Source organism: Mycobacterium heidelbergense (genome assembly GCF_010730745.1).
GTDB classification, from domain to species: domain Bacteria; phylum Actinomycetota; class Actinomycetes; order Mycobacteriales; family Mycobacteriaceae; genus Mycobacterium; species Mycobacterium heidelbergense.
Genome location: NZ_AP022615.1, coordinates 2,694,686 through 2,719,941, shown reverse-complemented (window position 1 = coordinate 2,719,941; position 25,256 = coordinate 2,694,686). Strand labels below are relative to the sequence as shown.

Sequence of the window (25,256 nt, the reverse complement as noted above, 5' to 3'; positions counted from 1 at the left end):
TGCAGAAAGTGGCAGAACGCCGACTTTTTATAAAGTTGCCGAACGGCTACACTTTGAAAAGTTGCCGAACGACTACAAGAGGTGCCCAAGATGCAGATCAAGACGATGGGCGATCTCGGTGTACTCGTTCGTTCCGCACGAACTGCCCGCGGGATGACGCAAGCCGACCTCGCCGCACAACTGAAAACAGGCCGTGACTGGGTCGTTCGCCTCGAGAAGGGGCACCCACGACTCGAGGCGCAACGGGTACTCGATGCACTGCGGGTCCTGGGGGTGAACCTCGAAGCGACTGCGCCCGAGGCTCAATCGAATGATCGCGCCAAACGTCAGCGAGAGGCTGCGCCCGAAAAGTCTGAGTCCACGCGGACGACTGATCCATTCGTCGCGCTGTTCGGAACGAAGGACGCCTGATGGCGAGCAGGGAGCTGCAGGTCTACCTCGACGGGACGCCGGCTGGAACGGTGACTCAATCCAGTCAGGGCACTCTGGGATTCTCCTACGACGACACGTACGTCGGCGCGGTCGAGCCGACCCCGCTGTCGCTGTCGTTACCCATCCAAGCGAATCGGCACCGCGACAAGGCAATTCGGACGTACCTCGAAGGCTTGCTCCCGGATAGTGAAGGCGTGCGACAGCGGTGGGGACGTCAGTACCACGCGTCCCCCAACAATCCCTTCGCCCTGCTTGCTCATGTCGGCCGGGACGCAGCGGGTGCGGTCCAGATACTGCCACCGGACGTCGACGCTACCGACGCGCGGTCTCGAAGCGGCGATATCCAGTGGCTGAGTGAGGCCGATTTGGCGGACCTCGTCGAGGAGCTCGCCGTCCATCAAAACGATTGGGATCCCGGCAGGTTCGGGGGCCAGTGGAGCCTCGCGGGCGCGCAACCGAAGGTCGCATTGTTCCGCGATCCTGCATCCGGACAGTTCGGAATCCCGCGTGACTCCACACCGACAACCGTCATCCTCAAGCCCGCCCTTGTCCGCTACGCACAGCACCACATCAACGAGGCGCTGTGCCTGCATGCCGCTCGTGAGGCTGGTCTGCTCGCCGCTGAATCCGAGCTGATGCAGATCGGTGACACCCAGGTGTTGGTATCGACTCGTTACGACCGTCTCCACGACGAGACGGGATGGCACCGAGTCCACCAAGAGGACATGTGTCAGTCGCTACCGGTACACCCGAGCCTGAAATATCAATCCGATGGCCGGCCCGGGGTCGGCGATATCGCAGATTTGCTGAACAGGCTGCCGATTGAGGACCGAGACGTCAACGCCAAGCGCTTTTTCAAGGCCCTGGCCTACAACGTCCTCATCGGCGGAACGGACGCCCATGCGAAGAACTATTCGCTCGTCCTCATCGGGTCGCGCGCGCAGGTATCGCCTTTGTATGACGTCGCCTCCGCTGCGCCGTACGACCACCATGAGCGCCTTGGGTCCTCGATGAAGATCGGCGATCACTGGAAAATGCTGGACGTCACCAGTTCCGATTGGCGCAAGATTGGACGCCGGCTGGGGATACCAGGGGATGAAGGAGTGGCCTGGGTGGACGAACTCCGGGCCGAGCTCCCCGGCGCGTTCGAACGCGCCGTACGGTCGCTGCCGTCGACTGTCGAGGTTGAGGCGGCGCGGATGGCCGAGCGGATTGTTCAGCATGTGGTCGGTACATGGAAACCTAACGTGGATCGCGTAGTAACGCGGGCCAATCAATCGATGTGTGATCTGCCCCCAGACGCGACATCAACTGCTTTCGTGTGAGTCACGGCCTGCGCCCAGAACGCGGGTATCTGCCGCGGCGCGCGGCCGGACGCTCAGTTTTCAAGTTTGAGGTCATGATTCGTTTCGGGCATGTACGCAGCGGGAAGCTCGCAGGCGGGACTGATCCACACGAAGGCTGAGCTGAGACACGGGCGGGCGAACTCCGAGGGCACGCGACCGGTACCGCGTCCGCTCGATTGAGCATCCGTGTATTCGCAGGTGGCGGGCCCGGTCGATGGTTTGGATGATGTGAATGTCTATGTTGTGCAATGTCTTTCACAATGGCGGCGGGGCGGGTGGCTGGCCGGGCGACGCGATGGCGTTCCTCAACAGCGCCGCCGCGTTCGGCATCAACGGGATCGCACTGCTGGTGGACTACGGGCACATCATGGCGTCACTCAGCGGGGCATACCCGCCGGGTAAGCGATCATCGATCTGATCACGGGTGGCGTCTCGCTGAGCTAGACACCACCGGCCACGGAAAGCCAATCCCCGTGCGCGACAACCGAAATCACCAACAATTGGCCCCCTCCGCCCGATAACGTGCGGAGGGGGCCAATTGCCGTTTGGTGGTCACCGGCTCGCATCGGCGACCGCCACCGGTCTCAGAGCAGCCCGAGGAGCCTGATGATGACCGTCCCGACCTGGGATGCGACATTGCCTAAGATCGACGGGAGGTTCGACAACACCGAGGGGAGGTTTTGCAGCAGTTGAGTCAATCCAGCACTAATGTCGCCGATGACCGGACTCAGCGATGGCCAGCCGTTAATCAGCTGATTGGCGAACCCTTGGAACGCGCCCGCTAAACTCCCGCCGGTCGCAATATTGGCCGCGTTGGGAGCAACGATGTCCTTCGCGAAGCCCGGGCTGAACGTGTTCAACAACCAATTCAGCAGGCCAGTGGCGTTCTTAGCGATGTAGGGGCTGCTGAACAGACCTCCACCAGATGGCTTTGATCCGTTGAGGAACAAGTTCGTCACCGCGCCGGGGGTGTTGAGCAAGTTGGTCACCGCACCGAGCGTGTCCCCGGCATTCCACGCGTTGTACACCGCTTGCAGGCTTGTACCGAGGGCCCCCGCCGCAGCGGCGGAGGTGTTGATCAAACCATAAAGACCAGCACCGTTCACAAACGTACTTGTTAGTTGACTAGTCGCGTTCGCGAAGTTCTGCGTTATGTAGGCAGGAATATTCAAAATCTTTTCCATCGGCAACGCGATATTTTCGAGCGGCAAGTAATACAGCGCTTCCCACAGTAGAGTCACCCCGGTCGAGATCTTGCCGGTCGAGAAGTCGTTCACCGCCATTTGCAGGAGGGGCTGAAAGTTATTGCCAGTAGCCGATGTGAAGTACTTAACCGCGGCGTTTGCGGCGGTTTGGTACGTCGACACGTAGAGATTGCCGTAGGAGATCCCGTTGGCGGCGACCTGCTGCAGGGCCGGCACAGGGAGCTGGCTCCAAGTGTTGAAAATCGTTTGTAGGTTGGCGCCAGCGGTCTGGAACGTGTTGATCCAGGTCTGGGCGATGAGGTTTTGCGTTGGGTCGAAGGCTGCGCTGGCCAAGCTGGCGGGCACCGTGGCCGCGGCTGCCCCGCTGGCCAGGGAGGCGAGTTCGTTTTCCACGCCGGAGAACAAGTCCAACACGCTGTCGGCGCCGGTGAGATTGATGTTCGACACGCTCACCTGGGGGAGGTGTTGGGCCAGGTGAAGGTTGGGTAGGTGCTGGGCCATGGGGCCGGCGGCGAGGATAGCGGCGCTGGCCAGGGCGACTCCAGCGGTGATGTGGGGGCGGGCTGCGAGGTCCACGACCATCTCCTTTATACAATTCTGGATAACGACGCGTTAAACGTACCCGTGGAATATGGTGGACGAATTGTGACAATGGAATAGGCAATTCACTGTGGCGATATATCCATGCAGCAAAACCCGCCGCGACATGCGCAGAAAAATGATGACCGGCTCAACACATTGACGTCCACTCCAAAATCATTTATGGGCGGCATCCGAATTAGTCAACAAGAGCGTGACACAACGTGGTCGCTGGGTGTCGACAACGCCATGATGCGAGCGTCTCGATCCGCTCACATCAGGCAGGTCACTCCCCTCAACGTGCCGGCGGATTTCACCGCGCAGCACCCAGCAGGAGAACGCGAGCGGGCCGCGAAAACGGTCGTGCGGCATGTCCGGTACCGCGACGACACGAGGAGATCACCGTCGGTGGAAGTCAGAGGCAACCAACAAGCGGTCGGCGCACACCGAGGCCGGATGGCGTCGTTGTGCGCTTGTGGCGCAAGCCAATACCGATCATGCCGGTGACTCACCACAAGCGCTCCGCTTCCGACAAGGCCGGGCACACCCCTTGTGGGTGGATGGGTAAAACCGCGCGCACGAAGGTGGCCACGGGCGGTGACGGCGAGGTGATCACCGCATGGGTCTGCCACCTCAAAGCAGCGGTGGGCCCAGCGGGTGCGGGAGGGGTTCTCCTCCCCGGCTGACACCGGGCGCAGACCATGGGGGGCCGCAGATCGAGGGGCATCGCGATGTCGTCGTGCGCTGCGTGCCGCTGCAGACCACAGCGGCTCGGCGACGAGCATGGCTTGGCTGCGGCGGCGGTGGTGAAGCACTATCGCTCAGCAAATACGATATCATCCTGTACGACCTGGCGAACAATTGTATTGCCGGAGCGATAGCTATCGTAAGTGCGCGTGCGAATGCAGGCCTTACGCTACCGACAAGTAATTTCGATTTCAAGTATTATGCCGGTGGTTGTCGTTTGCTAAGCTGGATCTTAGCAGGCATCTACCAGGAGATTTCCAAGCCGATATCAGTTGCGGGGCCACGCGTTCCTGAAGCGATCCCCCAAGGCCCCTCGAAAACGCCGCGGGCTTAAGTTCTCCACGGGTATGTCCAGCTCACCGGCCTGCCCGACCTCGACTCCACACCGGGCTCGCATCGCATGCCCAGCCGCCCGGGCACCCCCTCCACCGCGAACCACAGGTGCTCGACGAACCACGCGAAGACGACGAACCAACTCACGTAGCGTCGGGGATACGGCACGCATCGTCATCGGCGGCCACGGTCGGGCCAACGATGTCCGCACCCTGCAAGTGGCGTGACCACTAACGACCACCCACTCACAACGGCGCCCACATGACAGCCACCCGGTGGCGCTTACGACGCCGCACGCAGGGATTTCCGCGGCGTTAGGCATACCGGCCGCAGGGCTCCGCGGGATAGTCGCCCCCAAAACCCGACTATTCAGCTCTCCATAAGCTGCTTTTTCCCAGCTTTCTCTATTCTTCGCATTCGTGCCGCCGTGGACCCGGACACTGACGGCGCCGTCAACGAAAGGAAGCGCCTCAAATGCCCTCACCTCACTGGCTGGCCAGACTGACCATCCCCATTGCGGCTGGCGCTGCCCTGCTTACCAGCGCTGCGGTCGCGACCGCCGATCCCGCCGATGACGCATACCTCGCTCAACTGCGCACCCTCGGCTTCGCCTGGCAGCCGGACCACGACGCCGCCCTGACCGGGATGGCGCGCCTCATCTGCGACGATCTCGGATGGGGTTGGACGTATGACCAGATCGCCCAGCACATCCATTCCACCCTGGACCCCAGAAACGTCACGTTCGGAGAGGTCGGGTCGATGGTGAGCCTCGCACATTCGACCTATTGCCCCAACCAGCGGTGCTGGGCCGCTCACTGCTGAGCGGCACGTCAAGGACCGCCGGTTACCGCCAGGCAGTCGGTAGGTCGGTGATGTGATTAGGGCAGTAGTCCTGGGTCGCCAGAGCAATGACATTTCTCGCGTCCTCGGCCGACATCTTGGCGCGCAACTGCATGAAGGCGTATCCGACCGGCTCGTAGCCCAGGTCGCGCCCCGCTGGATCATCCATCAGCTGGCATGCCTCCTTTTCCTGGTTTGCGTCGGCATGGGCGATGCCCGAGCCGAGTAGCGCTACGCTCGCCAGGCCGCCCGCGACGATGGCCGTGACAGTCCTCATGGGCTTCCTCCTCTGTGGCTCCCTATGCCGCCAAGGCGCCTCGCGCCCGCCCCAAGGGAATCAGCTGCGCCGAGTCCGCAGCTGCGATGGCACCATCCTGGCGGCGGCCGCCGACCCGTGGGAGGACCGAGATTTACAAGGTAGCCGAGGAAGCTAGTGAAAGCCGCCCCGGGCGAACCGGGGCGGCTTTCACAAAGGGCTCAACAGCGGATCGTTGTCAGTAAAGCGGGACCCACACACCGAAGAACCAGTAACCCCAACCGCCGAACTGCCAGTTGAAGACCGGGAGGACGGTGAAGGTGTTGTAGTTGAAGGGGCCGAAATCTGCCCGGGCCACTGCCACGTCACGCGGCGGCCCGCTCCACGGGCGGTTCCACCCACCTGCGGGTGGCGGGCCGCCCCACCCACCCGGAGGCGGCGGGCCGACCCAGTGGGGTGGCGGATGGCCAGGAGCCGGGCCGTCGTTCCAACCGAACCCACGCGGTGGCGGCGGAGGTGGCGCGCCGTGGCCCACGATGCTGAAGCCCGTAGTCACATCCCCGGGACCGCCTATTTGCGCGTTGGCACTGACGTACGTTCCACGCGGAATGTAGGGCGGGTGAGGGGGCTGGGTGGCCGGCGGATTGAGGGCCGGGCGCGCCCCGGGATTGGACGGCGGGGTGTGGCCGTTCGCCGGCGCGGTGGTTTGGGCACTCGGCGGCGTGGTTTGCGCGCCCGGTGCGGTGGTTTCCGTCCTCGACGGCTCGCTGCCCCGTGTCCACGACGGCTGGGTGGTCTGGGTGACCGGCGGCTGCGTGCTATGGGTGGCCGGCGGCTGCGTGCTTTGGGTCGCCGGCGGCGCCGTGCTCTGGGTCGCCGGCGGCTGCGTGCTGTGCGTCGCGGGCGGCGCCGTGCTTTGGGTCGCCGGGGGCGCCGTGCTTTGGGTACTCGGCGGCTCGTGGGTCTGCGGGGGGCTTTGCGGGGCCTGCGATCCGCCTCCCGGCGCGCCGCCGGGACTGCCCGGGTTGCCACCGCCACCGCCACCGCCGCCGTGGCAGTTCGGGCACGGCGGCGGTGGGTCCAGCGGGGCGGAGTTGGCGAAGCCCGGGTTCAGCGTCATTGCCGAGATGCCCACGCCCGCCGCGACCGCCGCCGCACCGACGACACGTTTCATAGACATAGCTGTGTCCCCTCTCTCGGGTATCGATCGCCTGCGCTACGGGCAGGTCACGTCCATCTCGAACGACTTGGTCACCGGTTGCGGCTGCTGCGGATTGCTCATGTCGACACCCGACGCGGTGCCCTTGATCGCGTAGGACTTGCCGTTGACCGCGGCCCCTGCGTTGCTGCCCTGGTTGGGAGCGGCGTCGGAGAAACCGAGCGTGACTCCGTTGACGCCGCCCAGTCCGACCGAATGGACGATGGGCGGGTTGTCGTTGCTGACCACGGCCCCGATTCCGGCCGTCGCGTCACCGATGCCAATGGTGGTGACGCCGTTGGCCGAGTTGCAAGTGACCTGGCCGGTGACGTTCTGGCTCTGACCGTCGACGATGATCTGCGGGCCGGCCGGCGCCGGCGCCGAACTCGACGCGCCCGTGTTGGATTTGTTGCTCGAACAGCCGGCACAAGCCGCGACCATGACGGCCACGCCCGCCACGCCGACCACGATCCCACGCTTCACTGCTTGCTCTCCTTCGTGTCGCTGGTGCCGCGCTACCTCTACAGCTTGGCCTCGTCAACGCAGCGCGACCCCACCGGCCTCAGGGCGGACGCTCACAACGCCGCTCGGCCGGATACCCGTTATAGCAATTCGCAAACGTCGGTTCTCGAGCGGCCGGCGGGACGTGGGTTTGCTGACCGGCGGTCTGCGTGCCTCAGGGCAGAATGCGCAAGCCCCACCTGCCGAGCAGTGGGTTCACCAGCGCGAAATACGTCGTGTTGTCGTCACCATCAGGCGAAGACATCAACAGGCCGACCGCGCTCACGGTTCCGTCCGGATTCTTCACAAACCCGGGGCTGCCGCTGTCACCGTTGAGGCTTAACACGCTGGCTTCGACGACGTCTCCCTCCACGTCCTTGACGACGCCACAGGTCTCGCCGGTGACCGCACCGATCTTGCAGAACGGCATGCCGAGCTGAATCTGTGTGGCGCTCAACACATCCCGGACCAAATATTTGCCACCGATGTGGCCCGTGGGCGCGCCGACGCTCGGGTCGAGGAGGATGATCGCGGCGTCCCTCGCATCACCCTCCTGCTCGCTGGCGGTGATCCTCCCGAGGGGGACGTTGTTCCCGTAGGTCCAGGCCGAGTCGTCATGCGGGTCGCAGTGTCCGCTGGTCATGAGGTAGTAGCTGCCGTCGTCGCCTTGGGCGGCGAAACCCGCTGTGCACGCGCTCTTTTCGGCCTCGACCTTGATGCCCGGCGTAACGCCCGGATGCGCCTGCACCGGGTTCGCTAACGCCGTCGCGGCCATGACCACGGCACCGACCAGCCCCGACCCCTGCAACCAACGCATGGTCACGCCGCCTCTCTTCTTGTGTCGGGCAGCATGGTAACAGCGCGACCACCTGTCGGGTAAAACGACGTGGCGGCTCGACGAATTCTCGATGATGCACCCGCCGCTACGAATGTGGTTGGTCGGCAGGCGCTTCCGCTGTCCACACGGGCAAGCGGGTCACCGGCCGTCGACGTGCCGGGCGAGGAAATCCAGGACGGCCTCGGCGAAAATGTCGTTGCGATCGCCGGCGACCATGTGCCCCGCGCCACGCACGTCGGCGAACTCGACCTGCGGGAATAGCGCGAGAAACTCGTCGGCGCGCTGTTGGCTGACGAGGTCACTCATCTGACCCCGGATCAAAAGCATCGGCACGCCGCTACGCAGTATCGCGTCGACGGCCGCGTGCATGCGATGGGCGTCGGTGACCTCGAGAGGGGGAAGCGCCGCGGTGCCGCTGATGAACTGCGGATCCCAATGCCAGTACCAGCGATCCCCGCGGCGGCGCAGGTTGGTGGTCAGACCTTCCAGATCGGTGGGTCGGGGCCGATGCGGGTTGTATTCGGCGATCGCGTCGGCGACCTCTTCCAGTGAACCGAACCCCGACTCCACCCGGTCGGCCATGAAGGCATGGATCCGATTCGCGCCGGACTGCTCCATGTTCGGCACGATGTCGACCAAAACGACGGCGCTGGCAATGCCCGGCGCGAGTTCCCCCGCCAGCAGCATCGAGGTGAATCCACCCAGGGACGCGCCCACCAGCACGGGTCGCGCGGGTAGGTTGCGCAGCACGTCTTGGACGTCACCGGCGAAGCTGACGACGCGGTAGTCGCCGTCGCTGGACCAGTCGGATTCTCCATGACCGCGCAGGTCGATCGTCACGGCCTGCCACCCGCGCCGAGCGACGGCGGCCGCGGCCTTGGCCCACGAGCGGCGGGTCTGCCCGCCGCCATGCAGGAACACCACGGCGCGCGCTTCCGGATCGCCCAGGCGGTCGGCGACGATGCGAACGCCACCGGTCACCTGGGTCGAGAACGTTTCCGGTGCCGTCGGCGTCGAGGTCATCAGGAGATCGTAAGACGCCCCGAAGCCGATCCGGGTCCCGTCGACACCGAGGCGAGCGTGAGCGACGCCCCCGGCGATGCGTCCAATCCCTGGGCGGCAGCCCTTCCGTGGCGGTTGACCAGCCAGACCGTCAACCAGATCACGCAGGCGACGGTGACGATGGGGAAGCTTGGTGGCAGGTTCAGCATCGCCGACGCACCAAGCCCAAGCCACACCGCGCTCAAGCTGATCGCCGTCGAGACCACCATGGCCACGACGGGGCGGGGAGTCAGCATGATTGCGGTCGCGGCGGGAGTGACCACCAGGGCGAACAACAGCAACGTGCCGACGGCTTGGACGGCCATGGTGACGGTAAGTCCGAGCAGCGCCATGAAGATCATGGATAACGCGCGAACGGGCACGCCTTTGGCCTCGGCGACCACGGCGTTGACCGAGCTGAACAGAAGGGGCCGGTAGATGATCCCGACGCCGAGCCCCAACACCGCCAGCAGGATCGCGAAGCTGACCAGTTGATCGTGAGAGACAGCGAGCAGATTGCCGAACAACACGTTGGTGATGGTGCTCGAGCTCTTGGTGGCCAGCGAGTTGAAGAACAAGCCGAGACCGCTCGCCATGGCCAAGACGGTGCCGGTGACCACCTCCCGATCGGCGGCACGCTTGCCCAATACTCCGATCACCAGCGCCCCGCCGATGCAGAACACGCCGAGCCCGGCGACGACGGGCACGCCCAACAGGACCGCGCCCGTCGCGCCGGGAAATCCGATGTGCGCCAAGGCATGCGCGGCGAAGGCGGTGTGCCGCACCACGACGAAGTAGCCGATCAACCCCGCCGCCAGCGCCACGATGGTACCGCCCACCAGCGCGTTGCCCATGAACGCCGACGTGAGAATCGGCCACCAATTGGGTTGGTAGGCAAGCGCTTCCAAGTGAGTGGTCACAATGTGCTCCTCATATACCGCTCCCCGCGCAGGTTATGCGCGACTTGGATCGGAATGCCGTACAAATGGGTGAGCAGCGCATCGTCCACCACATCGTCGATGGGTGCGTAGCGCGGCTGCCCGTCGAGCAGATAGATCGCGCTGTCGAGGATGGGCAGCAGTGGGTTGAGGTCGTGGGCCACCACCAGGATCGTCACCCCCAGCTGCGCGTGCAGCCGGGCCAGCAGGGCGACGATGTCACGCTGGCTATGCAGATCCAACGACGCCAGCGGTTCGTCGAGGATCAGCATTTGTGGTTCCGCCACCAGAGCCGCGGCGAGCGCGACGCGTTGGCGCTGCCCCCCGGAGAGCGTCGACAGGCGCCGGCCGGCGATGTCGGTGGCCTCGACGGCGGCCAACGCCCGGTCGACCTGCCTGCGTTGGGCCTCGGTGCTGCGCCCGAACGCCCACCGCCGCCCGGTGAGTCCGAGCAGCACCACATCGATCGCGCGGACGGCCTCCCCCGAGGTTTCGGCATAGTGCTGCGGCACGTAGCCGATGCGGTCATTGGCCTGGCCGGGGCGGCCGCCGAACACCTCGATCTTGCCGCGGGCGGCCGGGATCAGGCCGAGGACCATCTGCAAGAGGGTGGTCTTGCCCGATCCGTTGGATCCGATGACGGCAACGATGCCGCCGGCGGGCACGGTGAAGGTGGCGTGTGACCAGACGAGCCGTCCGCCGCGGATCGCACTGACGTCGGTGAACGCCAGCGCGGCGGGAGTGGCGGCGACCTCAGGCGGGGACACCGAGCGCCTTGCCCAATGCGACGAGCTGGGTGTACTGCCAGCCCTCGAACGAGGTCTGCCCGGGAGCGACGGTCTCGGTCACGTCGACGACGGGCACCCCCGCCTGTTCGGCGGCCGTGCGAATCTGCTCGGGGATCGAACCCTCGGTCTGGGTGTTGTAGATCAAGACGTCGATCCGCCGGCCGGCCAGCGCGCTGCGGAAGGAATCGATGTCGCCCGGCGACGGGTCGGACTCGCTGGCGGAGGCCCGCCGGTAACCCTCCGGGGTCTTGTTGACCAGGCCCAGTGCCTGCGCCTGGTAGTCAAAGATCGTTTCGGTGGCCGCGTAGGACTTGCCCGCCGCCCCGGCCTTGATCTTGGCGATCAGCCCGGTATACGGGGCTATCGCGGCGGCGAACTGGGCCCGGCGCTGCGTGAAGTAGTCAGTGGCCTGCGGGTCGAGCTTGCTGAACTCTCCGGTCACCGCGTCGGCGACCTCGGTCACGGCCGACGGCAGGTACCACAGGTGCGGGTTGGCACCATCCGGTGTCTTCGTGACCGCCGCGGCGCTCACCAGGTGGGCGCCGACGGCGGAGCTGGCGGCCAGCTTGGATGCCCACGCGTCGTAGCCGGCGCCGTTGACCACGACAAGCCTGGCGCCCGTGAAGCAAGCCGCATCGGCCGGCGACGGCTCGTAGTCGTGCGGGTCGACGGACGAGCCGGCCAGCACGGTTTTGACGTTCGCGCACGCGCCGCCGAGCTCGGACACGATGTCGCCCCACTGATCGACGCTGACCACGGCGGCTACCGGGCCGGTCGGGCAGGACGCCGCGGCGGCGCCGCCGGTGGGTGCCGACCGGGTGGCGGCACCGGAAGCCGTCGGGTTCCCGGTCCGGCTCGTAGAACAGCCCGCCACGGCGAGTGCCAGCGCGGCGGCCGCCGCGATGGATGCCCGGTAAACGTCGGGGCGCAGCACACTCACGCGGAGAACGATAACCGTTTTCAACATAACTAGGCGAGGGGTCCGTCTCACTCAGCCGCGTCGTCACCGCGCTCGAGCGCGGGTCCTCGGCGGCTGCCGTAGCGGCGGTGGAATTTCTCCACTTGCCCGGCGGTGTCGACGATCCGGCGTCCGCCGGTCCAGAACGGGTGTGAATCGGACGTGACATCGACGACGACAAGCGGATAGCTCCGTACGCCGTGCGGCGTCTGCCACTCGATGGTGCGCGAACTTTGTATGGTCGATCGGGTCAAGAACGTGGCGCCGGTCGCCGCATCCTGGAAGACGACGGGGTGGTAATCGGGGTGGATGCCGGGCTTCATCAGCGGTCCTTGTCCTGGGCTTGGTGGGCGGGCGCGTTCTGGGAGGTTTCCGCGAGGGCGGCGCAGGGGTCTTCGTGCCAGTCGCCGAACGGATCGTCGTAGCGAATCCAGCCCCGGGGATCGCGAAGCTCCTCGTCGGTGAGCAACGCGCCGTCCAGGGCGTCGAGGACTTCGGCGGTGTCGGCGCCGCACGCCAGGACGGTCATCGCCGTATGCCGATCCCCGTATTCGTCGTCCCAGGCGAGCTCGGCGAAGGCGCGTCGCTCCACGTCGATGCCGGCCAGCTCCGAGGCCGTCAGCGCGGCCAGCCACTTGCCCGCCGAACTGACCCGCAGCCCGCCGCCGGCCGATTCCAACCACATCGCCTGCTCGGGCTGGCTGGCGAGCCAAAGCCGTCCCCTGGTGCGGATGACGCCCTCCAACAGCAGGTCCAGGCACGCGTGCAAACGGGCGGGATGGAAAGGGCGTCGGGCATTGAACTCGACCAGGTTGATCGGGCCCCGAGACTCCAGGGGCGGCTGTCCGGCCAGCAGCGGACCGTGCGGATCGTCGCTCCGGCCGCACCGCGCGTCGCGGACCAGGTTGTCCAGAGCGTGCTCGATGCCGTCGGCGCCCACGATCACACGCGCCCGCGGTGACAGGCGGCGCAGCACCGCGGCCACGAACGGGTCGGCGCGGTTCAACACGGCCATGTCGGCGAATTCGGCCTGCCCGACCACCACCTGGGCCTGGGTGCGCCCGTCGTCGAGCCCGGCGTCACCGAGCGCCTGGCCGAGCCACACCGATGAATCGACACAGGTCACCACCGCAGCGATCGACACATCGAGGGCCGCGGGACCATCGACGTAGCCGGGGGCCACGCGCACCCGAACCCCGTTGATGGCCAGGCAAATCGGCTCGGGTTCCAGCCATGGCGCCAGATGCACCACGACGCGGTCGACGTCGTCGCGGCGGTGCAGCTGACGCAACAGCACCAACAGGTCGTTGCGGATGGTGCACGACACGCACCCGTGCGCGAGTTCGAGGCCCGCCTCCGCGGTCGTCACCACCCCGCGTTGCAGGATCATCATCGTCCGCCGCACCACGTGACCGTCGAAGCGGTGCTCGACGACCAGCGTCCCGGGTGCGCGTAGCAATGCCCCCACGACCGGGGCGGTGTCGTTCTGGCCGGCCACCAGGATGACGGGCGTCCGCATCGCGCTCCTTATCGGCAATCATTTTCATTAGAGCTGTCGCTACGGTACCGTCTTCGGCGAAGCTTGTCGAAAATGATTTTCAATAAGCGCGAGCGCGCGGAGGAGTGTGCATAGTGTCTGCCCAGTGCCAAGTCACCGGCCGCGCGCCGGGTTTCGGTAACGCGGTGTCGCATTCGCATCGCCGGACCGCTCGGCGCTGGTCGCCCAACATCCAGCTCAAGACGTACTACCTGCCGTCGGAGGGCCGCCGCATTCGGCTGCGGGTCAGCGCCAAGGGGATCAAGGTCATCGACCGCGACGGCATCGAGGCCGTCGTGGCACGGCTGCGCCGCGAAGGGCAGCGAATCTGATGGCGCGCAACGAAATCCGCCTCATCGTCAAACTCCGGTCGACGGCGGGCACCGGCTACACCTACGTGACCCGCAAGAACCGGCGCAACGACCCCGACCGGCTGGTGCTGCGCAAATACGACCCGGTGATTCGCCGCCACGTCGACTTCCGGGAGGAGCGCTGAACATGGCGAAGAAGTCCAAGATCGTCAAGAACGACCGCCGCCGCGTGATCGTGGCGCGCTACGCCCAACGCCGCGCCGAGCTCAAAGAGATCATCCGGTCACCGTCGAGCACCGGTGAGCAACGGGCGGCGGCGCAACGGGAGTTGGCGCGCCAGCCTCGCGATGCCAGCGCCGTGCGGTTGCGCAACCGCGACGCGGTCGACGGGCGTCCGCGCGGGCACCTGCGCAAGTTCGGGGTGTCGAGGGTGCGGCTTCGCGAATTGGCGCACGCCGGCCAGCTACCCGGCGTTCGGAAGGCCAGCTGGTGACGGCCGACAAAACCCGGCGGGCTCGGCATGCCGCCCAACCAGGCGTCAGGTCCGCCAAGAAGAAGAACCTTCTCGCCAGCCTCGGGCTCACCGTCGTCGACTACAAGGACACCGCGGCGCTGCGGGTGTTCATCTCCGAGCGCGGCAAAATTCGCTCCCGTCACGTCACCGGTCTGACGGTCCAACAGCAGCGGCAGGTCGAAACGGCGATCAAGAACGCGCGCGAAATGGCGCTGCTGCCCTATCCCGGACAGTCCGCCGGCCATCGATAGGCGTCGAGCCTTGAGGCGCAACACGATTGGAACGCAGGAATGAGGGTGGCACCCGGCCCGGCCCGGAGCACGGCGCGGTGACGTCCCGGCCCGGCGGTACCGACCGCCCGTTCACCGTCGTCGTCTGTGCGGCCTGCGCGGCCGACCATGACCTCTCGGTGATCGACGAGCTACGTCCGACGATCCGGCGCTGCCCGCATTCCATGCTCGTGGCCACCGCGTGCATGCTCGGACCACTCACCTGCGCGTCCCGCCCGACCGGGTGCGGCGTGATGGCCGTGGTCCAGCCGTGCACGAACGACCGGGTCGCCTGCGGACCGCCCCATTGGGTCGGGCCCATCATCGACGACGGCGACGCCGCGGCCCTGCGTGATTGGCTCGAGCTCGGGCAGTGGGAAAACGCGCCATTGCCAAGACAACTCGGCCGGCATCAGCTCTGGACCCGCGGCGCCAGTCGAAGCAATTGAGAGAAGGAAGCGGCCCCGTCAATGGGGGTAGGCGTAGGGGTTCGCGGGCGCATCGATGCGGGCGACGGTGGTGGCCTGCAACGTCGGAGTTGCACCGGAATTAGGTTGCGCGGGTATAACTTTGCCCTCGACCCGCAGCCACGTGTTGTCCGGCAGGCCGGCGGCCTGGTCCGCGGCCGGGCCACCGACATGGATGCGGGCCAGTTGGGCGTCGGCCGCGCAGCAGATGATGACGATGCGGCCAAGGTCCACGCCGTGCGCCTCGTTGAGGACAAAGCCGGTCATGGTGATCGGCCGATTGGTCAACGAACCGGTGGTGTCGTGAGCCTCGCGCATCAGCACGTCGGGCAGCGACACTTCGGGGGCCCGCCCGGGCGGCAGCGGCGGAAATGCCCGGTTCAGAACGTCGTTGGATACCGACGTCACCGAGGGCGCGGCGGCCGAGGACCGCAGTGCCGGCGGAGCCACGAAGCACAGCACCAGGATCGGGATGACGAGCAGCCACGCTATGCCGGCCCTGTGCGAGTGCTCGTCGCCGTGATCATCCGCCCGATCGGTGACCCGCGGTCCGCCCCTGCGAATGTCGCCGACGATCACAAATAGCGCAAAGGCGACGAGCAGCACCGCGGACGCGACCAGCCAGGGCAGCAGCCCAGGCTTGACGTATCGGGTGAACGCACCTGACCACACGATCATGGCGACGCTGATGCCGACCAGCAGCAAAACCGTGTTCTCGGTTTCGCGGCTCAACTGCCACCGCCGAGAAGAAGCAGCCCGACCGCGCAGGCGCTCGCCGTCGCGACCAGGAACGTGCCGGGGGCGAAGCGCGCCGCGAAAGCCCGGCCGAACATGCCGGCCTGCATCGCGAAGAGTTTCACATCGACGGCCGGGCCCACGACCAGGAACACGAGCCGGGGCAGCAGCGGCACCATCGTCATGCTGGCGGCCACGAACGCGTCGGCCTCCGAACACAAGGCCAGCACCACCGCCAGGGCGGCCATCAGGGCGACGCTGAGGATCGGGTCCGCCGCCAGGTGCGCGAACACCCACCGCGGCACCACCACATGGAGCATCGCCGCCGCGGCGGCGCCCAACACCAGGTAGGACCCCGCTTGAAGGAAGTCGTGCCGGACCGCCTCGGTGAACACCACCCGCCGCGACCCGGTCCGGGCGCCCGCAGGGGGCAGCCGGCGGGTAACCCACTCCGCGCGGCCCCACCGCGCCCACGCCCAACCCATGATCACCGCGGTCAGCAGCGACGCGCCCATCCGGGCAAGGACCATCCGGGGGGCACCGGGAAAGGCCACCGCGGTGGCCACCAGCACCACCGGGTTGATCGCCGGCGCGGCCAGCATGAACGTCAACGCCGCGGCCCCCGTGGCCCCTCCTTCGCCGAACAAGCGCCGCGCCACCGGCACCGACGCGCACTCACAACCCGGCAGCGCCGCCCCGCCCACGCCCGCGGCCAATACCGCCACCGCGGGACGTCGCGGCAGCCAGCGCGCCAACCGGTCGGGCGAGACGAAGACCGCGATCAACCCGCTGACCACCACCCCGAGCACGAGGAAGGGAACCGCCTGCACGAACACCCCACAGAACACGGTGCCCGCCGTCGACAACGCCGCACTGTCGAAGACCGCGTTGCGCAGCACCGTCGCCGACAACGCGCAAGCCACCAGGACCCCCACCAGAACTTCCATCGACCCGACGCGCAGCCAGGGCTTGGTCCTCAGTGTGGCCACCGTCCCAGTATGTCAGCGCGCCGGGCCCGCTCCGGAAATGCGACACGACACTCAACGACCGCCGAACGTGACCGCGACGGGTCCACGATCGGGCGGCCGGTACCACCCCGTCCGCGTGCCCGGCCGTGGCCAAAGCCACTGGTAGCCAGCGGTTCGGGCCCGTCGCGTTCGGCCCTTCGAGCGCGTGAACCTGCTTACATCGACACGCTTGATTGGAGGCTTCACAGCAAGCTGCCGCATACTTGACGGCATGCCGCAAGCGACATCACCGCAAACCTCTATTGCGGCAATGGGTGGTGCGCTGGTACGGGGACCAGGCCTTTGATGGCACGTTCTGGCGGTGCACATCATCGCCATCGCGCCGTTCGGCGGTCATCGCGTCTGCACAAGGGGCTGACGCGCGGCTTCATGGCGCTGGTCTCGTTGGCGGCGGTGTTGATGACCGGCGGGGGCTATTACGTGGCCCACGGCGCGCTGGGCGGCATCACCGTTTCGCAGGCGCTGTCGCCGGAGGACCCGCGATCCAGCGGCGACAACATGAACATCCTGCTGATAGGCCTGGACTCGCGCAAAGACCAGGACGGCAACGACCTGCCGTGGTCGATCCTGAAGCATTTGCACGCCGGCGATTCCGACGACGGCGGCTACAACACCAACACCCTGATACTCGTGCACGTCGGGGCCGACGAGAAGGTCGTCGCCTTTTCGATTCCCCGCGACGACTGGGTGCCCTTCAACGGCGTTCCCGGATACAACCACATCAAGATCAAAGAGGCATACGGGCTCACCAAGCAATACGTCGCCCAGAAACTCGCCAACCAGGGCGCCAGCAGCCAAAAAGAACTCGAGACGAAGGGCCGGGAAGCGGGCCGGGCCGCGACCTTGCGCGCGGTGCGAAGCCTGACCGGCGTCCCGATCGACTACTTCGCCGAGATCAACCTGGCCGGTTTCTACGACCTGGCCCAGACCTTGGGCGGCGTGGAGGTGTGCCTGAATCACCCCGTGTACGACTCGTATTCGGGCGCCGACTTCCCGGCCGGGCGCCAGCGGCTGGATGCGTCGCAGGCGCTGTCCTTTGTCCGGCAGCGTCACGAGCTGGATAACGGGGACCTGGACCGCACGCACCGGCAGCAAGCATTCATTTCGTCGGTCATGCAGGAACTGCAGGCTTCCGGCACCTTCACCAACCTGGACAAGCTCAAGAGCCTGATGGCGGTGGCGCGTAAGGATGTCGTGCTGTCATCCGGATGGGACGAGGACCTGATCCAACGGCTCGGCGCGCTGGCCGGCGGTAACGTCGAGTTCCGGACGCTGCCCGTGGTGCGCTACGACAACATCGACGGCCAGGACGTCAACATCATCGACCCGGCGGCGATCAAGGCCGAGGTGGCCGCGGCGATCGGCGCCCCGCCGCCGACGACCACGCCCGCGACCACGGCCGCCAAACCGAGTCCGTCCACCGTCGTCGACGTGGTCAACGCCGGCAGCATGAGTGGGCTGGCCACCGAGGTATCCCGCGCCCTGAAAAAGCGTGGCTACACCGCGGGGCAGGTCCGTGACCGCGATTCGGGCGAGCCGACCGCGACCACGGTCCAATACGGCGTCGGCGCGGAAACCGACGCGCACAACGTCGCCAGCCTGCTCGGCCTCGACGCCCCCAGCCAACCCGACCCCAGCATCTCACCCGGACACATCCGGGTGACCGTGGATACCAACTTCTCGATGCCCGCACCGGACGAAACCACCATGGACGAAACGACGACCACGACGACGTCCAGCAAGTCCAACACGCATTACTACAACGGCACCACGACCACCTATCCGACGCCTGACCAAGGGAAACCGATCGACGGCGGCGGCGTGCCGTGCGTTAACTAGGCGCGCAAGCGGGTAGTGCGCCAGTTTGAAAGACATTGCCCGCGAATGACCTTCGCAAATCGTCCAACGTTTTGGGTGGTCGCTCCGGGAGGTCATCCCGCGTCATCGTGCCGCGCAGCAGTTCAACGGTCCGGGCCGCCGTTAGTCGACCCGAGGTGTAGCCCTCGATGCATGCCGCAGCGAAGCTGGGGGAAAGGTAGGGGCTCTCGGGTTCTCTTGCCCAAGTTAGCTTGAGGTGAACATAGTCGCCTGTTCGCGGCTCTTGATGGAGTAGCGTCTCGGCATCTCTCCAGTCGATCAAGCCAAGATTACGCAGTTGGTTCACAGCCGCTGACCAGCTCAGGTGGTACGTCGCGGCCACCTCAAGCGCTCGGTCACGGTTATTCCAATCGCGGTGGTTGTACCACACGCTCGTCACGCCGGAGCGTGGGGCGAGGAAGTGAATGGCGAACGAGAAAAGCATCTTCTCGCACTCCACCCCGGCCATCGCGTCGTAGGCGTCACCACAAAGCCAGTGGCCCAATTCGTGAGCAAGCGTCATTCGACGGCGACCTGATTCCATGTCGCCGTTGATCACGGCAACAGCGATGCTTTCCACATCACTAGTGACCTCGACGCATCCACCGTCTGGGCCATTGACTCCTAAGGGGGCGGCGTAGGTATACAGCCCGAGCTGCTCGCAAGCCGCCCCAAGATTGAGTATTGGCTCATTCGCTGAACCCAGACGGTGACGGGTTGCGGCCGCCAAATGTTCGGCCTCGTCGTGGTTTTGCGGTGTCCTAGCGTCCTGGTCGCGTTTCACCGGTGCGATGAGATCCATCTCTAAAAGCATGAGGGCATCGGATGCGAACAACTCGATTTCGGCATCAAGCGCCTGGGTCGTATCGTGACGTGCATCGTCAGGTGCGTTAACGAGGTCCCTTCTTCGATTGACGACGGCCGGAAGCGGATCGTTGACGAAGAATCCAAGTGGGCGCTCCAAGGCTTCGGCAATCGCGACCATCTCGGTCATGGTGAGCTTGCGGTCACCGCTTTCGGCACGATTGATGGCCGTGCGGTCGAGGCCCACGAGTTCCCCCAACCTTCCTTGAGAGATGCCCTCTTCCTCACGCGCCTGGGCAACCCGACGTCCAAGCGTTGCGTGGTCCATGTGTGTGATTTTCGCACAGGCACGGTGAAGGTGTCGAGGTACATGCCCCTGAACTGGCTTTTATCCACTCGACAGAGAGTGTGACGACCAGGCAATGAGCACGAAGCGATCCATGTGAATGTGAATGATGGGCCCCAAGGCTCACGCCCGAGCAGCGCTTGGAGATCGCCATCGCGGCTCAAATTGATTGATTCAAATCGGACCCATTACCCGTAAGCGCACCGAGTCGACTCAGGCGTGCGTGCCGCCGTCGATGCGGATTTCGGTGCCGGTGATCCAGGCCCCGTCGTCGGACACCAGCATGGCGATGACACCGGCGATCGCGCTGGGCTCGGCCATCCCGGCTCCGCTGGACTCGACGGTCGTGGGCAGGATCGGCATGAGCCTGGGGAACAACGACCAGTCGGCGTCTTTCGGGATGTATCCGCCTGTGGCATCGGTGATTCCGGACTTGATGCTGCCGGGCGCCACGCACGCCGCGCGCAGGCCCTCCTTGGCGTACTCGAGTGCCAGCGAATGGGTGAAGGCCTGGATTCCGCCCTTGCTCGCCGCGTAGGCCGCCATGTAGGGGTGGGCGAAGGACGCCGACGTGGAGCTGAAGTTGACGATCGCGCTGCGCGGATTCGCCAACAGCGATGGGAGCGCCTCGCGCACCACCAGAAACGTTCCGGTCAGGTTGATGCCGACGATCCGGTTCCACAGTTCGAGGCTGGTCTCGTGGGTGTGGGCGGCGCGCAGAATGCCGGCCGCGTTGACCAGGGAATCCAGGCCGCCGAGCGTCTCGACGGCCCCGCGCACGCCGTCGATCACCGAATCCTCGTCGCCGACGTCCATCGGCATCGTGGCGAGGCGGTCGGCCGTCGCGGCCTCCTGCGCCCGCGCCCGGGTAGCGGCCAGGCCGTCTTCCGCGACGTCGGACGCCACCACGGTGGCGCCCTCGTCGAGCAACCGCAGCGCGGTGGCCTGGCCGATCCCCGAAGCGGCGCCCGTCACCAGGATCCGCTTGCCCTCGAGTCGCTTCATCTGCCGCTCCTGTGCTCCTAAACCACCCCGCGTAGCCCGTCGGCACCGAACGCGGGTTCCAGCATCGCCGAGAAGTCGGGGCCGCGCCGCAAGATGTGGCCGCCGTCGACGTTGATGCACTGTCCGGTGATCCAGCTGGCCGCATCGCTGAGCAAAAACATCGCCAGGTTGGCGACGTCCTCCACCTCACCCGGCCGCGGCAGCGGCGTGCAATGGCGGTAGTCCGCGCTCAGCTCCGGCGACTCCGTAATGGGCACAACGAGATCCGTCCGAATCAGGCCCGGGCGGATGCTGTTGACCCGAACCCACGAGGGGCCGAGCTCGTCGGCGGCCAACATCATCATGTGGTCGACGGCCGACTTGGTGACCCCGTAGGCGCCGAACCAGCGGTGGGTGTTGCTGGCCGCGATCGACGAGATCCCGACGAACGAGCCGCCGCCGCCCCGCACCAGTTCACGCGCGGCGTGCTTGAGCACGTACATGGTGCCGTTGACGTTGAGGTCGACCGTGCGTCGCCAGGCGTCGGAGTCGATCTGGGTGATCGGGCCGATGGTCTCCGAGCCACCCGCGCAGTGCACCACGCCGTGCAGCCGCCCGTGCCACGCCGTCGCGGCGTCCACGGCGCGGGCTGCCTCCTCCTCGTTGGTGATGTCGGCGGGCTCATAGCGGATCGAGCCGTCGGCCTTGAGCACCTCGATGTCTTTGACGGCGGTCGCCAGCCGGTCGGGATTGCGGCCGACGATCATCACGGCGGCCCCGGCCGCGACCAGCCCGGTGGCCACACCCTTGCCGATCCCGCTGCCGCCACCGGTGACCAGGTACGTCCGGTCTTCGAAAGAAAGCTGCACCCCGAGCCCCTTACGCCGAAACTGAAACGGGCTCTAGTGTAGGCCAGCGGTCACACCAGCCACATTGGCCTCTGCCGAGAAGGGGTTTGGTCGCCGCGGACGTGCCCGGCGGGACGGCAGGTGTTAGGGCGTGTCGCGGCGGGCCAGCTTCGTCGGCTTGGCGTTGCGCCAGTCCTCGACGTCGGGCGGCAGGCCGATCGGGTATCTGTTCTCGTTGTGGGCCGCCCAGTGTGCGTGCCCCAGCTCGTGAATGTGGAACGCGTGCCGCAGCGCCTCGGTGAATCCCATCGCGTCGGAGGCGGCGTTGACCGAGTCCTTGATCAACAGGGCCGCCATCGTGGGACGCTCGGCGATGCGCCGCGCGAACTCCAGCGTCTTGTCGGCCAGCTCGTCAACCGGGAAAACCTTGGACACCATGCCAAGCCGGTAGGCCTCCTCGGCATCGAGCGCATCACCGGTCAACAACAGCTCCTTGGCCTTGCGGGGCCCGAATTCCCAAGGGTGAGCGTAGTATTCGACGCCCGGCATCCCCATGCGCACGCCCACCACGTCGCTGAACTTGGCATTGTCGGCGGCGACGATCAGGTCGCACGCCCAGATCAGCATCAGGCCCGCCGAGATCGCGTTGCCCTGCACCTGGGCGATGGTGATCTTGCGCAAATCACGCCAGCGGCAAGTGTTTTGGAAGAAGTAATGCCACTCCTGCAGATAGGTCTTCTCCGCGACCGGATCGCGGGTCGCGCCGTTGATGCGAAAGCTCGGGAGCTGCCCCGGTCCGGGCTGCCGCTCCGCGAGCGCCAGCTCCGAGCCCAGGTCGTGACCGGCGGAGAAGTTCTTGCCGCGCGCCGCCAGGATCACCACGCGCACCGTGTCGTCGGCCTCGGCGCGCAAGAACGCCTCGTCGAGCTGGACCAGCAGACCGCGGTTTTGCGCGTTATGGGCCTCGGGCCGATTGAGCCAGATCCGGGCGATACGGCCCTCATCGAGGGTTTCGTAGGCCACCAGCTCGTCGGCGTCGGTCGACTTGGAACCGGCCCGGGCGCCGGCTTGGTCGGAGAGTGTCATTCCGCCCACCTCGTTTGTTGTCGGATCCGCCGTGTTTACACATTACGGCGAGTGTGTAAGCGGGTCGCCGGTGGGTTGTCCGCCGAGAGCCGAACTATGGCCGATCCAATGCGGCCGCCAGGACGGCCGCGGCCGATTTGATCAGGGCCCCGATCGCGGAGTTCGGCGTACAGATTGCGAAGTCGGGTGTCCTCCGCGATGTGCCGAAGCAGCTCTTGTTCGACCAGGTCGATGAAGAGATCGACCTCTTGCTCGTCATAACCACGCTTGCCGATTCGCGGCCTCGAAAACGCGACATTGTGGACATCAGCCGGAGTGAGAGCCATTGTTCCTGTCCCGGAGTCTCGGACGTCAGGGGAATGCCAAAAAAGGCCGTCGGCCCAGGATAATGCCTTTGTTGTGACGACGCCTTACTTTGCCCTTGCGCAACTGAATCAGCCGAGCATCAGCAACGTGGCGAGGTTTTACCACGTCGCGGGGGTGATCGGTGCCGCCGCGGCGCGCCGGTGGCCCCGTCCGGCCGCCGATCCGGATTGCGCAAACTTCGGCGGGCGCGCCGAGGTAATCGGGCTCTAATTCTGCTGAAATTATCTCCTTCCCGGCGGCCGGGATATTTGACATTTCGTGAACAAATTCGGACGCGTGCATGAACGCCGGCCGCCGTTCAGGTGCGGGATCGCACACCGCTGACAGTTTGGGCCGGCCCATGCCCATCGTCGCCCGCAAGTCCCAGACGGCTGCGGGCCAATAGAAGCGTCGCCTACAGTTAAGTCATGCCTACGAAATCTGAACCTGGCGAAATCGGTGACGTGGAGCCGCTGGCCGACAGCACCGCAAGCCAGGCCAGGCGGGTCGTCGCCGCGTACGCGAACGACGCCGACGAGTGCCGCGTTTTCTTGTCCATGCTCGGTATTGGACCGGCCAAACTCGACACCTAAATGGCTCCCAGCCGAGGCCAGTCGTCGAAGAAGACGTCCAAGCCCGAGCACTTCGGTAATTCCGACTTTGTGGTGGTTGCCAATCGGCTGCCGGTCGATCTCGAGCGGCTTCCCGACGGCACCACGGCCTGGAAGCGCAGCCCCGGAGGGTTGGTCACGGCCCTGGAACCGCTGTTGCGTCGCCGGCGCGGGGCGTGGGTCGGCTGGCCGGGCGTCATCGACGACGGGTCCGATGACGACGCGGTAGACGTGGACGCCGAACCCATCGTCGAGGATGACCTAGAGCTTCGTCCGGTGCGGCTCAGCTCCGACGACGTCGCCGAGTACTACGAGGGATTTTCCAACGCCACGCTGTGGCCGCTGTACCACGACGTCATCGTCAAACCGATCTACCACCGCGAATGGTGGGAGCGCTACGTCGACGTCAACCGCCGCTTCGCCGAGGCCACCTCCAGCGCCGCGGCCCGCGGCGCGACCGTGTGGGTGCAGGACTACCAGCTGCAACTGGTCCCCAAGATGCTGCGCGAACTACGGCCGGACCTGACCATCGGCTTCTTCTTGCATATTCCGTTCCCGCCGGTCGAGTTGTTCATGCAGATGCCGTGGCGCACCGAGATCGTCGAGGGTCTACTCGGTGCCGATTTGGTGGGCTTCCATCTGGCCGGGGGTGCCCAGAACTTCCTGTTTTTGTCCCGGCAGTTGATCGGCGTCAACACATCTCGGGGATCGGTCGGGGTGCGGTCGCGGTTCGGTGAGGTGGAGCTCGGGTCCCGCACCGTTCGGGTCGGCGCCTTTCCCATCTCCATCGACTCCACCGCCCTCGACCACGCTGCCCGCCATCGCGACGTCAGGCGTCGCGCCCGGGAGATCCGGGCCGAGCTGGGCAACCCCCGCAAGATCCTGCTCGGCGTCGACCGGCTCGACTACACCAAGGGCATCGACGTTCGGCTGAAAGCCTTTTCCGAGTTGCTCGCCGAGGGCCGCGCGAAACGGGATGACACCGTGCTGGTGCAGCTGGCCACACCCAGTCGCGAACGCGTGGAGAGCTACCAGATTCTGCGCAACGACATCGAACGCCAGGTCGGCCACATCAATGGCGAGTACGCCGAGGTCGGTCACCCGGTGGTGCATTACCTGCACCGTCCGGTTCCGCGCGAAGAACTCGTCGCGTTCTTCGTGGCGAGCGACGTCATGCTGGTCACCCCGCTGCGCGACGGGATGAACCTGGTGGCCAAGGAGTATGTGGCCTGCCGCAGCGACCTCGGCGGCGCGCTGGTCCTGTCCGAATTCACCGGGGCCGCAGCCGAACTCCGACAGGCCTATCTGGTCAACCCCCACGACCTCGAGGGGGTCAAGGACGCGATCGAGGCGGCGCTCAACCAATCCGCCGAGGAGGGGCGTCGCCGGATGCGCGCGCTGCGGCGCCAGGTGCTCGCCCATGACGTCGACCGCTGGGCGCGGTCATTTCTCGATGCGCTCGCCGAGTCGCATCCGCGCGACTCGATTTAGCTCGGATTTAGCTCTGCAAATCC

The 25,256-nt window shown here is 66.0% G+C and carries 30 protein-coding genes and 2 pseudogenes; 12 read left to right on the top strand and 20 right to left on the bottom strand.

Annotated elements, in window-relative coordinates; all coding sequences use genetic code 11:
• Window positions 1-90: 90 nt before the first annotated feature.
• The 3 genes and pseudogenes from G6N25_RS12820 to G6N25_RS12810 all read left to right on the top strand — a co-directional run.
• Window positions 91-411, top strand: coding sequence for a helix-turn-helix domain-containing protein (locus tag G6N25_RS12820; RefSeq protein WP_142272458.1), 321 nt, complete (start codon window positions 91-93; stop codon window positions 409-411).
• Window positions 411-1,757: a type II toxin-antitoxin system HipA family toxin gene (locus G6N25_RS12815; protein WP_083072309.1), complete on the top strand. Its 1,347-nt coding sequence runs from the start codon at window positions 411-413 to the stop codon at window positions 1,755-1,757. The genes G6N25_RS12820 and G6N25_RS12815 overlap by 1 nt, the downstream gene beginning before the upstream one ends.
• 307 nt (window positions 1,758-2,064) lie before the next feature.
• Window positions 2,065-2,222 (top strand): annotated as a pseudogene (locus G6N25_RS12810) (SDR family oxidoreductase); the annotation flags it as partial.
• 140 nt (window positions 2,223-2,362) lie between these two features.
• On the opposite strand, the gene G6N25_RS12805 reads toward G6N25_RS12810, so the two are convergent.
• Both G6N25_RS12805 and G6N25_RS12800 read right to left on the bottom strand, forming a co-directional pair.
• Window positions 2,363-3,559 carry a hypothetical protein gene (locus tag G6N25_RS12805; RefSeq protein ID WP_142272459.1) on the bottom strand — a complete coding sequence of 399 codons (1,197 nt, stop codon included), beginning with the start codon at window positions 3,557-3,559 and terminating at the stop codon, window positions 2,363-2,365.
• 1,080 nt (window positions 3,560-4,639) lie between these two features.
• Complete coding sequence (locus tag G6N25_RS12800; RefSeq protein WP_163672443.1) at window positions 4,640-4,810, bottom strand: hypothetical protein; 171 nt, start codon at window positions 4,808-4,810, stop codon at window positions 4,640-4,642.
• A 306-nt stretch (window positions 4,811-5,116) separates the two neighbouring features.
• Here G6N25_RS12800 and G6N25_RS12795 point away from each other — a divergent pair, with 306 nt between their 5' ends.
• The gene (locus G6N25_RS12795; protein WP_083072311.1) at window positions 5,117-5,464 is read left to right on the top strand and encodes a DUF732 domain-containing protein; all 348 of its coding nucleotides are present in this window, start codon (window positions 5,117-5,119) and stop codon (window positions 5,462-5,464) included.
• 22 nt (window positions 5,465-5,486) lie between these two features.
• On the opposite strand, the gene G6N25_RS12790 is transcribed toward G6N25_RS12795, so the two are convergent.
• The 10 genes from G6N25_RS12790 to mrf all read right to left on the bottom strand — a co-directional run bounded on the left by G6N25_RS12790 (window position 5,487) and on the right by mrf (window position 13,519).
• On the bottom strand, window positions 5,487-5,759 hold the full coding sequence (locus G6N25_RS12790) for a hypothetical protein (protein WP_083072312.1): 273 nt from the start codon (window positions 5,757-5,759) through the stop codon (window positions 5,487-5,489).
• 217 nt (window positions 5,760-5,976) lie between these two features.
• Window positions 5,977-6,912 carry an MAP_0585 family protein gene (locus G6N25_RS23520; protein WP_169924603.1) on the bottom strand — a complete coding sequence of 312 codons (936 nt, stop codon included), beginning with the start codon at window positions 6,910-6,912 and terminating at the stop codon, window positions 5,977-5,979.
• Between the two features lie 42 nt (window positions 6,913-6,954).
• Complete coding sequence (locus G6N25_RS12780) at window positions 6,955-7,419, bottom strand: lipoprotein LpqH (RefSeq protein ID WP_083072313.1); 465 nt, start codon at window positions 7,417-7,419, stop codon at window positions 6,955-6,957.
• Between the two features lie 193 nt (window positions 7,420-7,612).
• Complete coding sequence (locus G6N25_RS12775) at window positions 7,613-8,260, bottom strand: S1 family peptidase (protein ID WP_083072314.1); 648 nt, start codon at window positions 8,258-8,260, stop codon at window positions 7,613-7,615.
• A gap of 153 nt (window positions 8,261-8,413) precedes the next feature.
• Window positions 8,414-9,298, bottom strand: coding sequence for an alpha/beta fold hydrolase (locus tag G6N25_RS12770; protein ID WP_179961669.1), 885 nt, complete (start codon window positions 9,296-9,298; stop codon window positions 8,414-8,416).
• On the bottom strand, window positions 9,298-10,170 hold the full coding sequence (locus G6N25_RS12765) for a metal ABC transporter permease (RefSeq protein ID WP_083072385.1): 873 nt from the start codon (window positions 10,168-10,170) through the stop codon (window positions 9,298-9,300). The genes G6N25_RS12770 and G6N25_RS12765 overlap by 1 nt, the downstream gene beginning before the upstream one ends.
• A gap of 62 nt (window positions 10,171-10,232) precedes the next feature.
• On the bottom strand, window positions 10,233-11,021 hold the full coding sequence (locus G6N25_RS12760; protein ID WP_083072315.1) for a metal ABC transporter ATP-binding protein: 789 nt from the start codon (window positions 11,019-11,021) through the stop codon (window positions 10,233-10,235).
• On the bottom strand, window positions 11,008-11,799 hold the full coding sequence (locus G6N25_RS12755; protein WP_083072386.1) for a metal ABC transporter solute-binding protein, Zn/Mn family: 792 nt from the start codon (window positions 11,797-11,799) through the stop codon (window positions 11,008-11,010). The genes G6N25_RS12760 and G6N25_RS12755 overlap by 14 nt, the downstream gene beginning before the upstream one ends.
• A gap of 230 nt (window positions 11,800-12,029) precedes the next feature.
• Window positions 12,030-12,323 (bottom strand): type B 50S ribosomal protein L31, encoded by a 294-nt coding sequence (locus tag G6N25_RS12750; protein WP_083072316.1) that lies wholly within the window; start codon window positions 12,321-12,323, stop codon window positions 12,030-12,032.
• A complete protein-coding gene (gene mrf / locus G6N25_RS12745; protein ID WP_083072317.1) occupies window positions 12,323-13,519 on the bottom strand; it encodes a ribosome hibernation factor-recruiting GTPase MRF in 1,197 nt (398 codons plus the stop codon). The genes G6N25_RS12750 and mrf overlap by 1 nt, the downstream gene beginning before the upstream one ends.
• Before the next feature lie 113 nt (window positions 13,520-13,632).
• Between mrf and rpmB the strand changes: the two genes are divergently transcribed.
• Genes rpmB through G6N25_RS12720 form a run of 5 tightly spaced genes read left to right on the top strand, consistent with a single transcriptional unit; the run spans window position 13,633 to window position 15,080 of the window.
• The gene (gene rpmB, locus G6N25_RS12740; protein ID WP_083072318.1) at window positions 13,633-13,869 is read left to right on the top strand and encodes a 50S ribosomal protein L28; all 237 of its coding nucleotides are present in this window, start codon (window positions 13,633-13,635) and stop codon (window positions 13,867-13,869) included.
• On the top strand, window positions 13,869-14,033 hold the full coding sequence (gene rpmG, locus G6N25_RS12735) for a 50S ribosomal protein L33 (protein ID WP_083072319.1): 165 nt from the start codon (window positions 13,869-13,871) through the stop codon (window positions 14,031-14,033). The genes rpmB and rpmG overlap by 1 nt, the downstream gene beginning before the upstream one ends.
• A gap of 2 nt (window positions 14,034-14,035) precedes the next feature.
• A complete protein-coding gene (gene rpsN / locus G6N25_RS12730; RefSeq protein WP_083072320.1) occupies window positions 14,036-14,341 on the top strand; it encodes a 30S ribosomal protein S14 in 306 nt (101 codons plus the stop codon).
• Window positions 14,335-14,613, top strand: a complete 279-nt coding sequence (rpsR, locus tag G6N25_RS12725) for a 30S ribosomal protein S18 (RefSeq protein WP_372506959.1) — start codon at window positions 14,335-14,337, stop codon at window positions 14,611-14,613. The genes rpsN and rpsR overlap by 7 nt, the downstream gene beginning before the upstream one ends.
• Window positions 14,614-14,639: 26 nt before the next feature.
• On the top strand, window positions 14,640-15,080 hold the full coding sequence (locus G6N25_RS12720) for a hypothetical protein (protein WP_232065787.1): 441 nt from the start codon (window positions 14,640-14,642) through the stop codon (window positions 15,078-15,080).
• Between the two features lie 18 nt (window positions 15,081-15,098).
• Here the strand turns inward: G6N25_RS12720 and G6N25_RS12715 are convergent, their stop codons facing one another.
• Window positions 15,099-15,830 (bottom strand): TIGR03943 family putative permease subunit, encoded by a 732-nt coding sequence (locus tag G6N25_RS12715; protein WP_083072322.1) that lies wholly within the window; start codon window positions 15,828-15,830, stop codon window positions 15,099-15,101.
• Window positions 15,827-16,822, bottom strand: a complete 996-nt coding sequence (locus G6N25_RS12710; protein ID WP_232065786.1) for a permease — start codon at window positions 16,820-16,822, stop codon at window positions 15,827-15,829. The genes G6N25_RS12715 and G6N25_RS12710 overlap by 4 nt, the downstream gene beginning before the upstream one ends.
• Before the next feature lie 324 nt (window positions 16,823-17,146).
• Between G6N25_RS12710 and G6N25_RS12705 the strand changes: the two genes are divergently transcribed.
• Window positions 17,147-18,700 (top strand): LCP family protein, encoded by a 1,554-nt coding sequence (locus G6N25_RS12705; RefSeq protein ID WP_083072324.1) that lies wholly within the window; start codon window positions 17,147-17,149, stop codon window positions 18,698-18,700.
• On the opposite strand, the gene G6N25_RS12700 is transcribed toward G6N25_RS12705, so the two are convergent.
• The 6 genes and pseudogenes from G6N25_RS12700 to G6N25_RS12675 all read right to left on the bottom strand — a co-directional run bounded on the left by G6N25_RS12700 (window position 18,693) and on the right by G6N25_RS12675 (window position 23,470).
• On the bottom strand, window positions 18,693-19,850 hold the full coding sequence (locus G6N25_RS12700) for a helix-turn-helix domain-containing protein (protein ID WP_083072325.1): 1,158 nt from the start codon (window positions 19,848-19,850) through the stop codon (window positions 18,693-18,695). The genes G6N25_RS12705 and G6N25_RS12700 overlap by 8 nt on opposite strands.
• 231 nt (window positions 19,851-20,081) lie before the next feature.
• Window positions 20,082-20,873 carry an SDR family NAD(P)-dependent oxidoreductase gene (locus tag G6N25_RS12695; protein ID WP_083072326.1) on the bottom strand — a complete coding sequence of 264 codons (792 nt, stop codon included), beginning with the start codon at window positions 20,871-20,873 and terminating at the stop codon, window positions 20,082-20,084.
• A gap of 17 nt (window positions 20,874-20,890) precedes the next feature.
• Window positions 20,891-21,721, bottom strand: coding sequence for an SDR family oxidoreductase (locus G6N25_RS12690; protein ID WP_083072327.1), 831 nt, complete (start codon window positions 21,719-21,721; stop codon window positions 20,891-20,893).
• A 123-nt stretch (window positions 21,722-21,844) separates the two neighbouring features.
• Window positions 21,845-22,786, bottom strand: coding sequence for an enoyl-CoA hydratase (locus G6N25_RS12685; protein WP_083072328.1), 942 nt, complete (start codon window positions 22,784-22,786; stop codon window positions 21,845-21,847).
• Window positions 22,787-22,940: 154 nt separating this feature from the next.
• A pseudogene (locus G6N25_RS12680) lies at window positions 22,941-23,112 on the bottom strand (DivIVA domain-containing protein); the annotation flags it as partial.
• A 25-nt stretch (window positions 23,113-23,137) separates the two neighbouring features.
• Window positions 23,138-23,470 (bottom strand): hypothetical protein, encoded by a 333-nt coding sequence (locus G6N25_RS12675; RefSeq protein ID WP_142272460.1) that lies wholly within the window; start codon window positions 23,468-23,470, stop codon window positions 23,138-23,140.
• A gap of 89 nt (window positions 23,471-23,559) precedes the next feature.
• On the opposite strand from G6N25_RS12675, the gene G6N25_RS12670 reads away from it, so the two are divergent.
• Window positions 23,560-23,724: a hypothetical protein gene (locus tag G6N25_RS12670; protein ID WP_142272461.1), complete on the top strand. Its 165-nt coding sequence runs from the start codon at window positions 23,560-23,562 to the stop codon at window positions 23,722-23,724.
• Complete coding sequence (locus tag G6N25_RS12665; RefSeq protein ID WP_083072330.1) at window positions 23,725-25,233, top strand: alpha,alpha-trehalose-phosphate synthase (UDP-forming); 1,509 nt, start codon at window positions 23,725-23,727, stop codon at window positions 25,231-25,233.
• Window positions 25,234-25,256 lie beyond the last annotated feature (23 nt).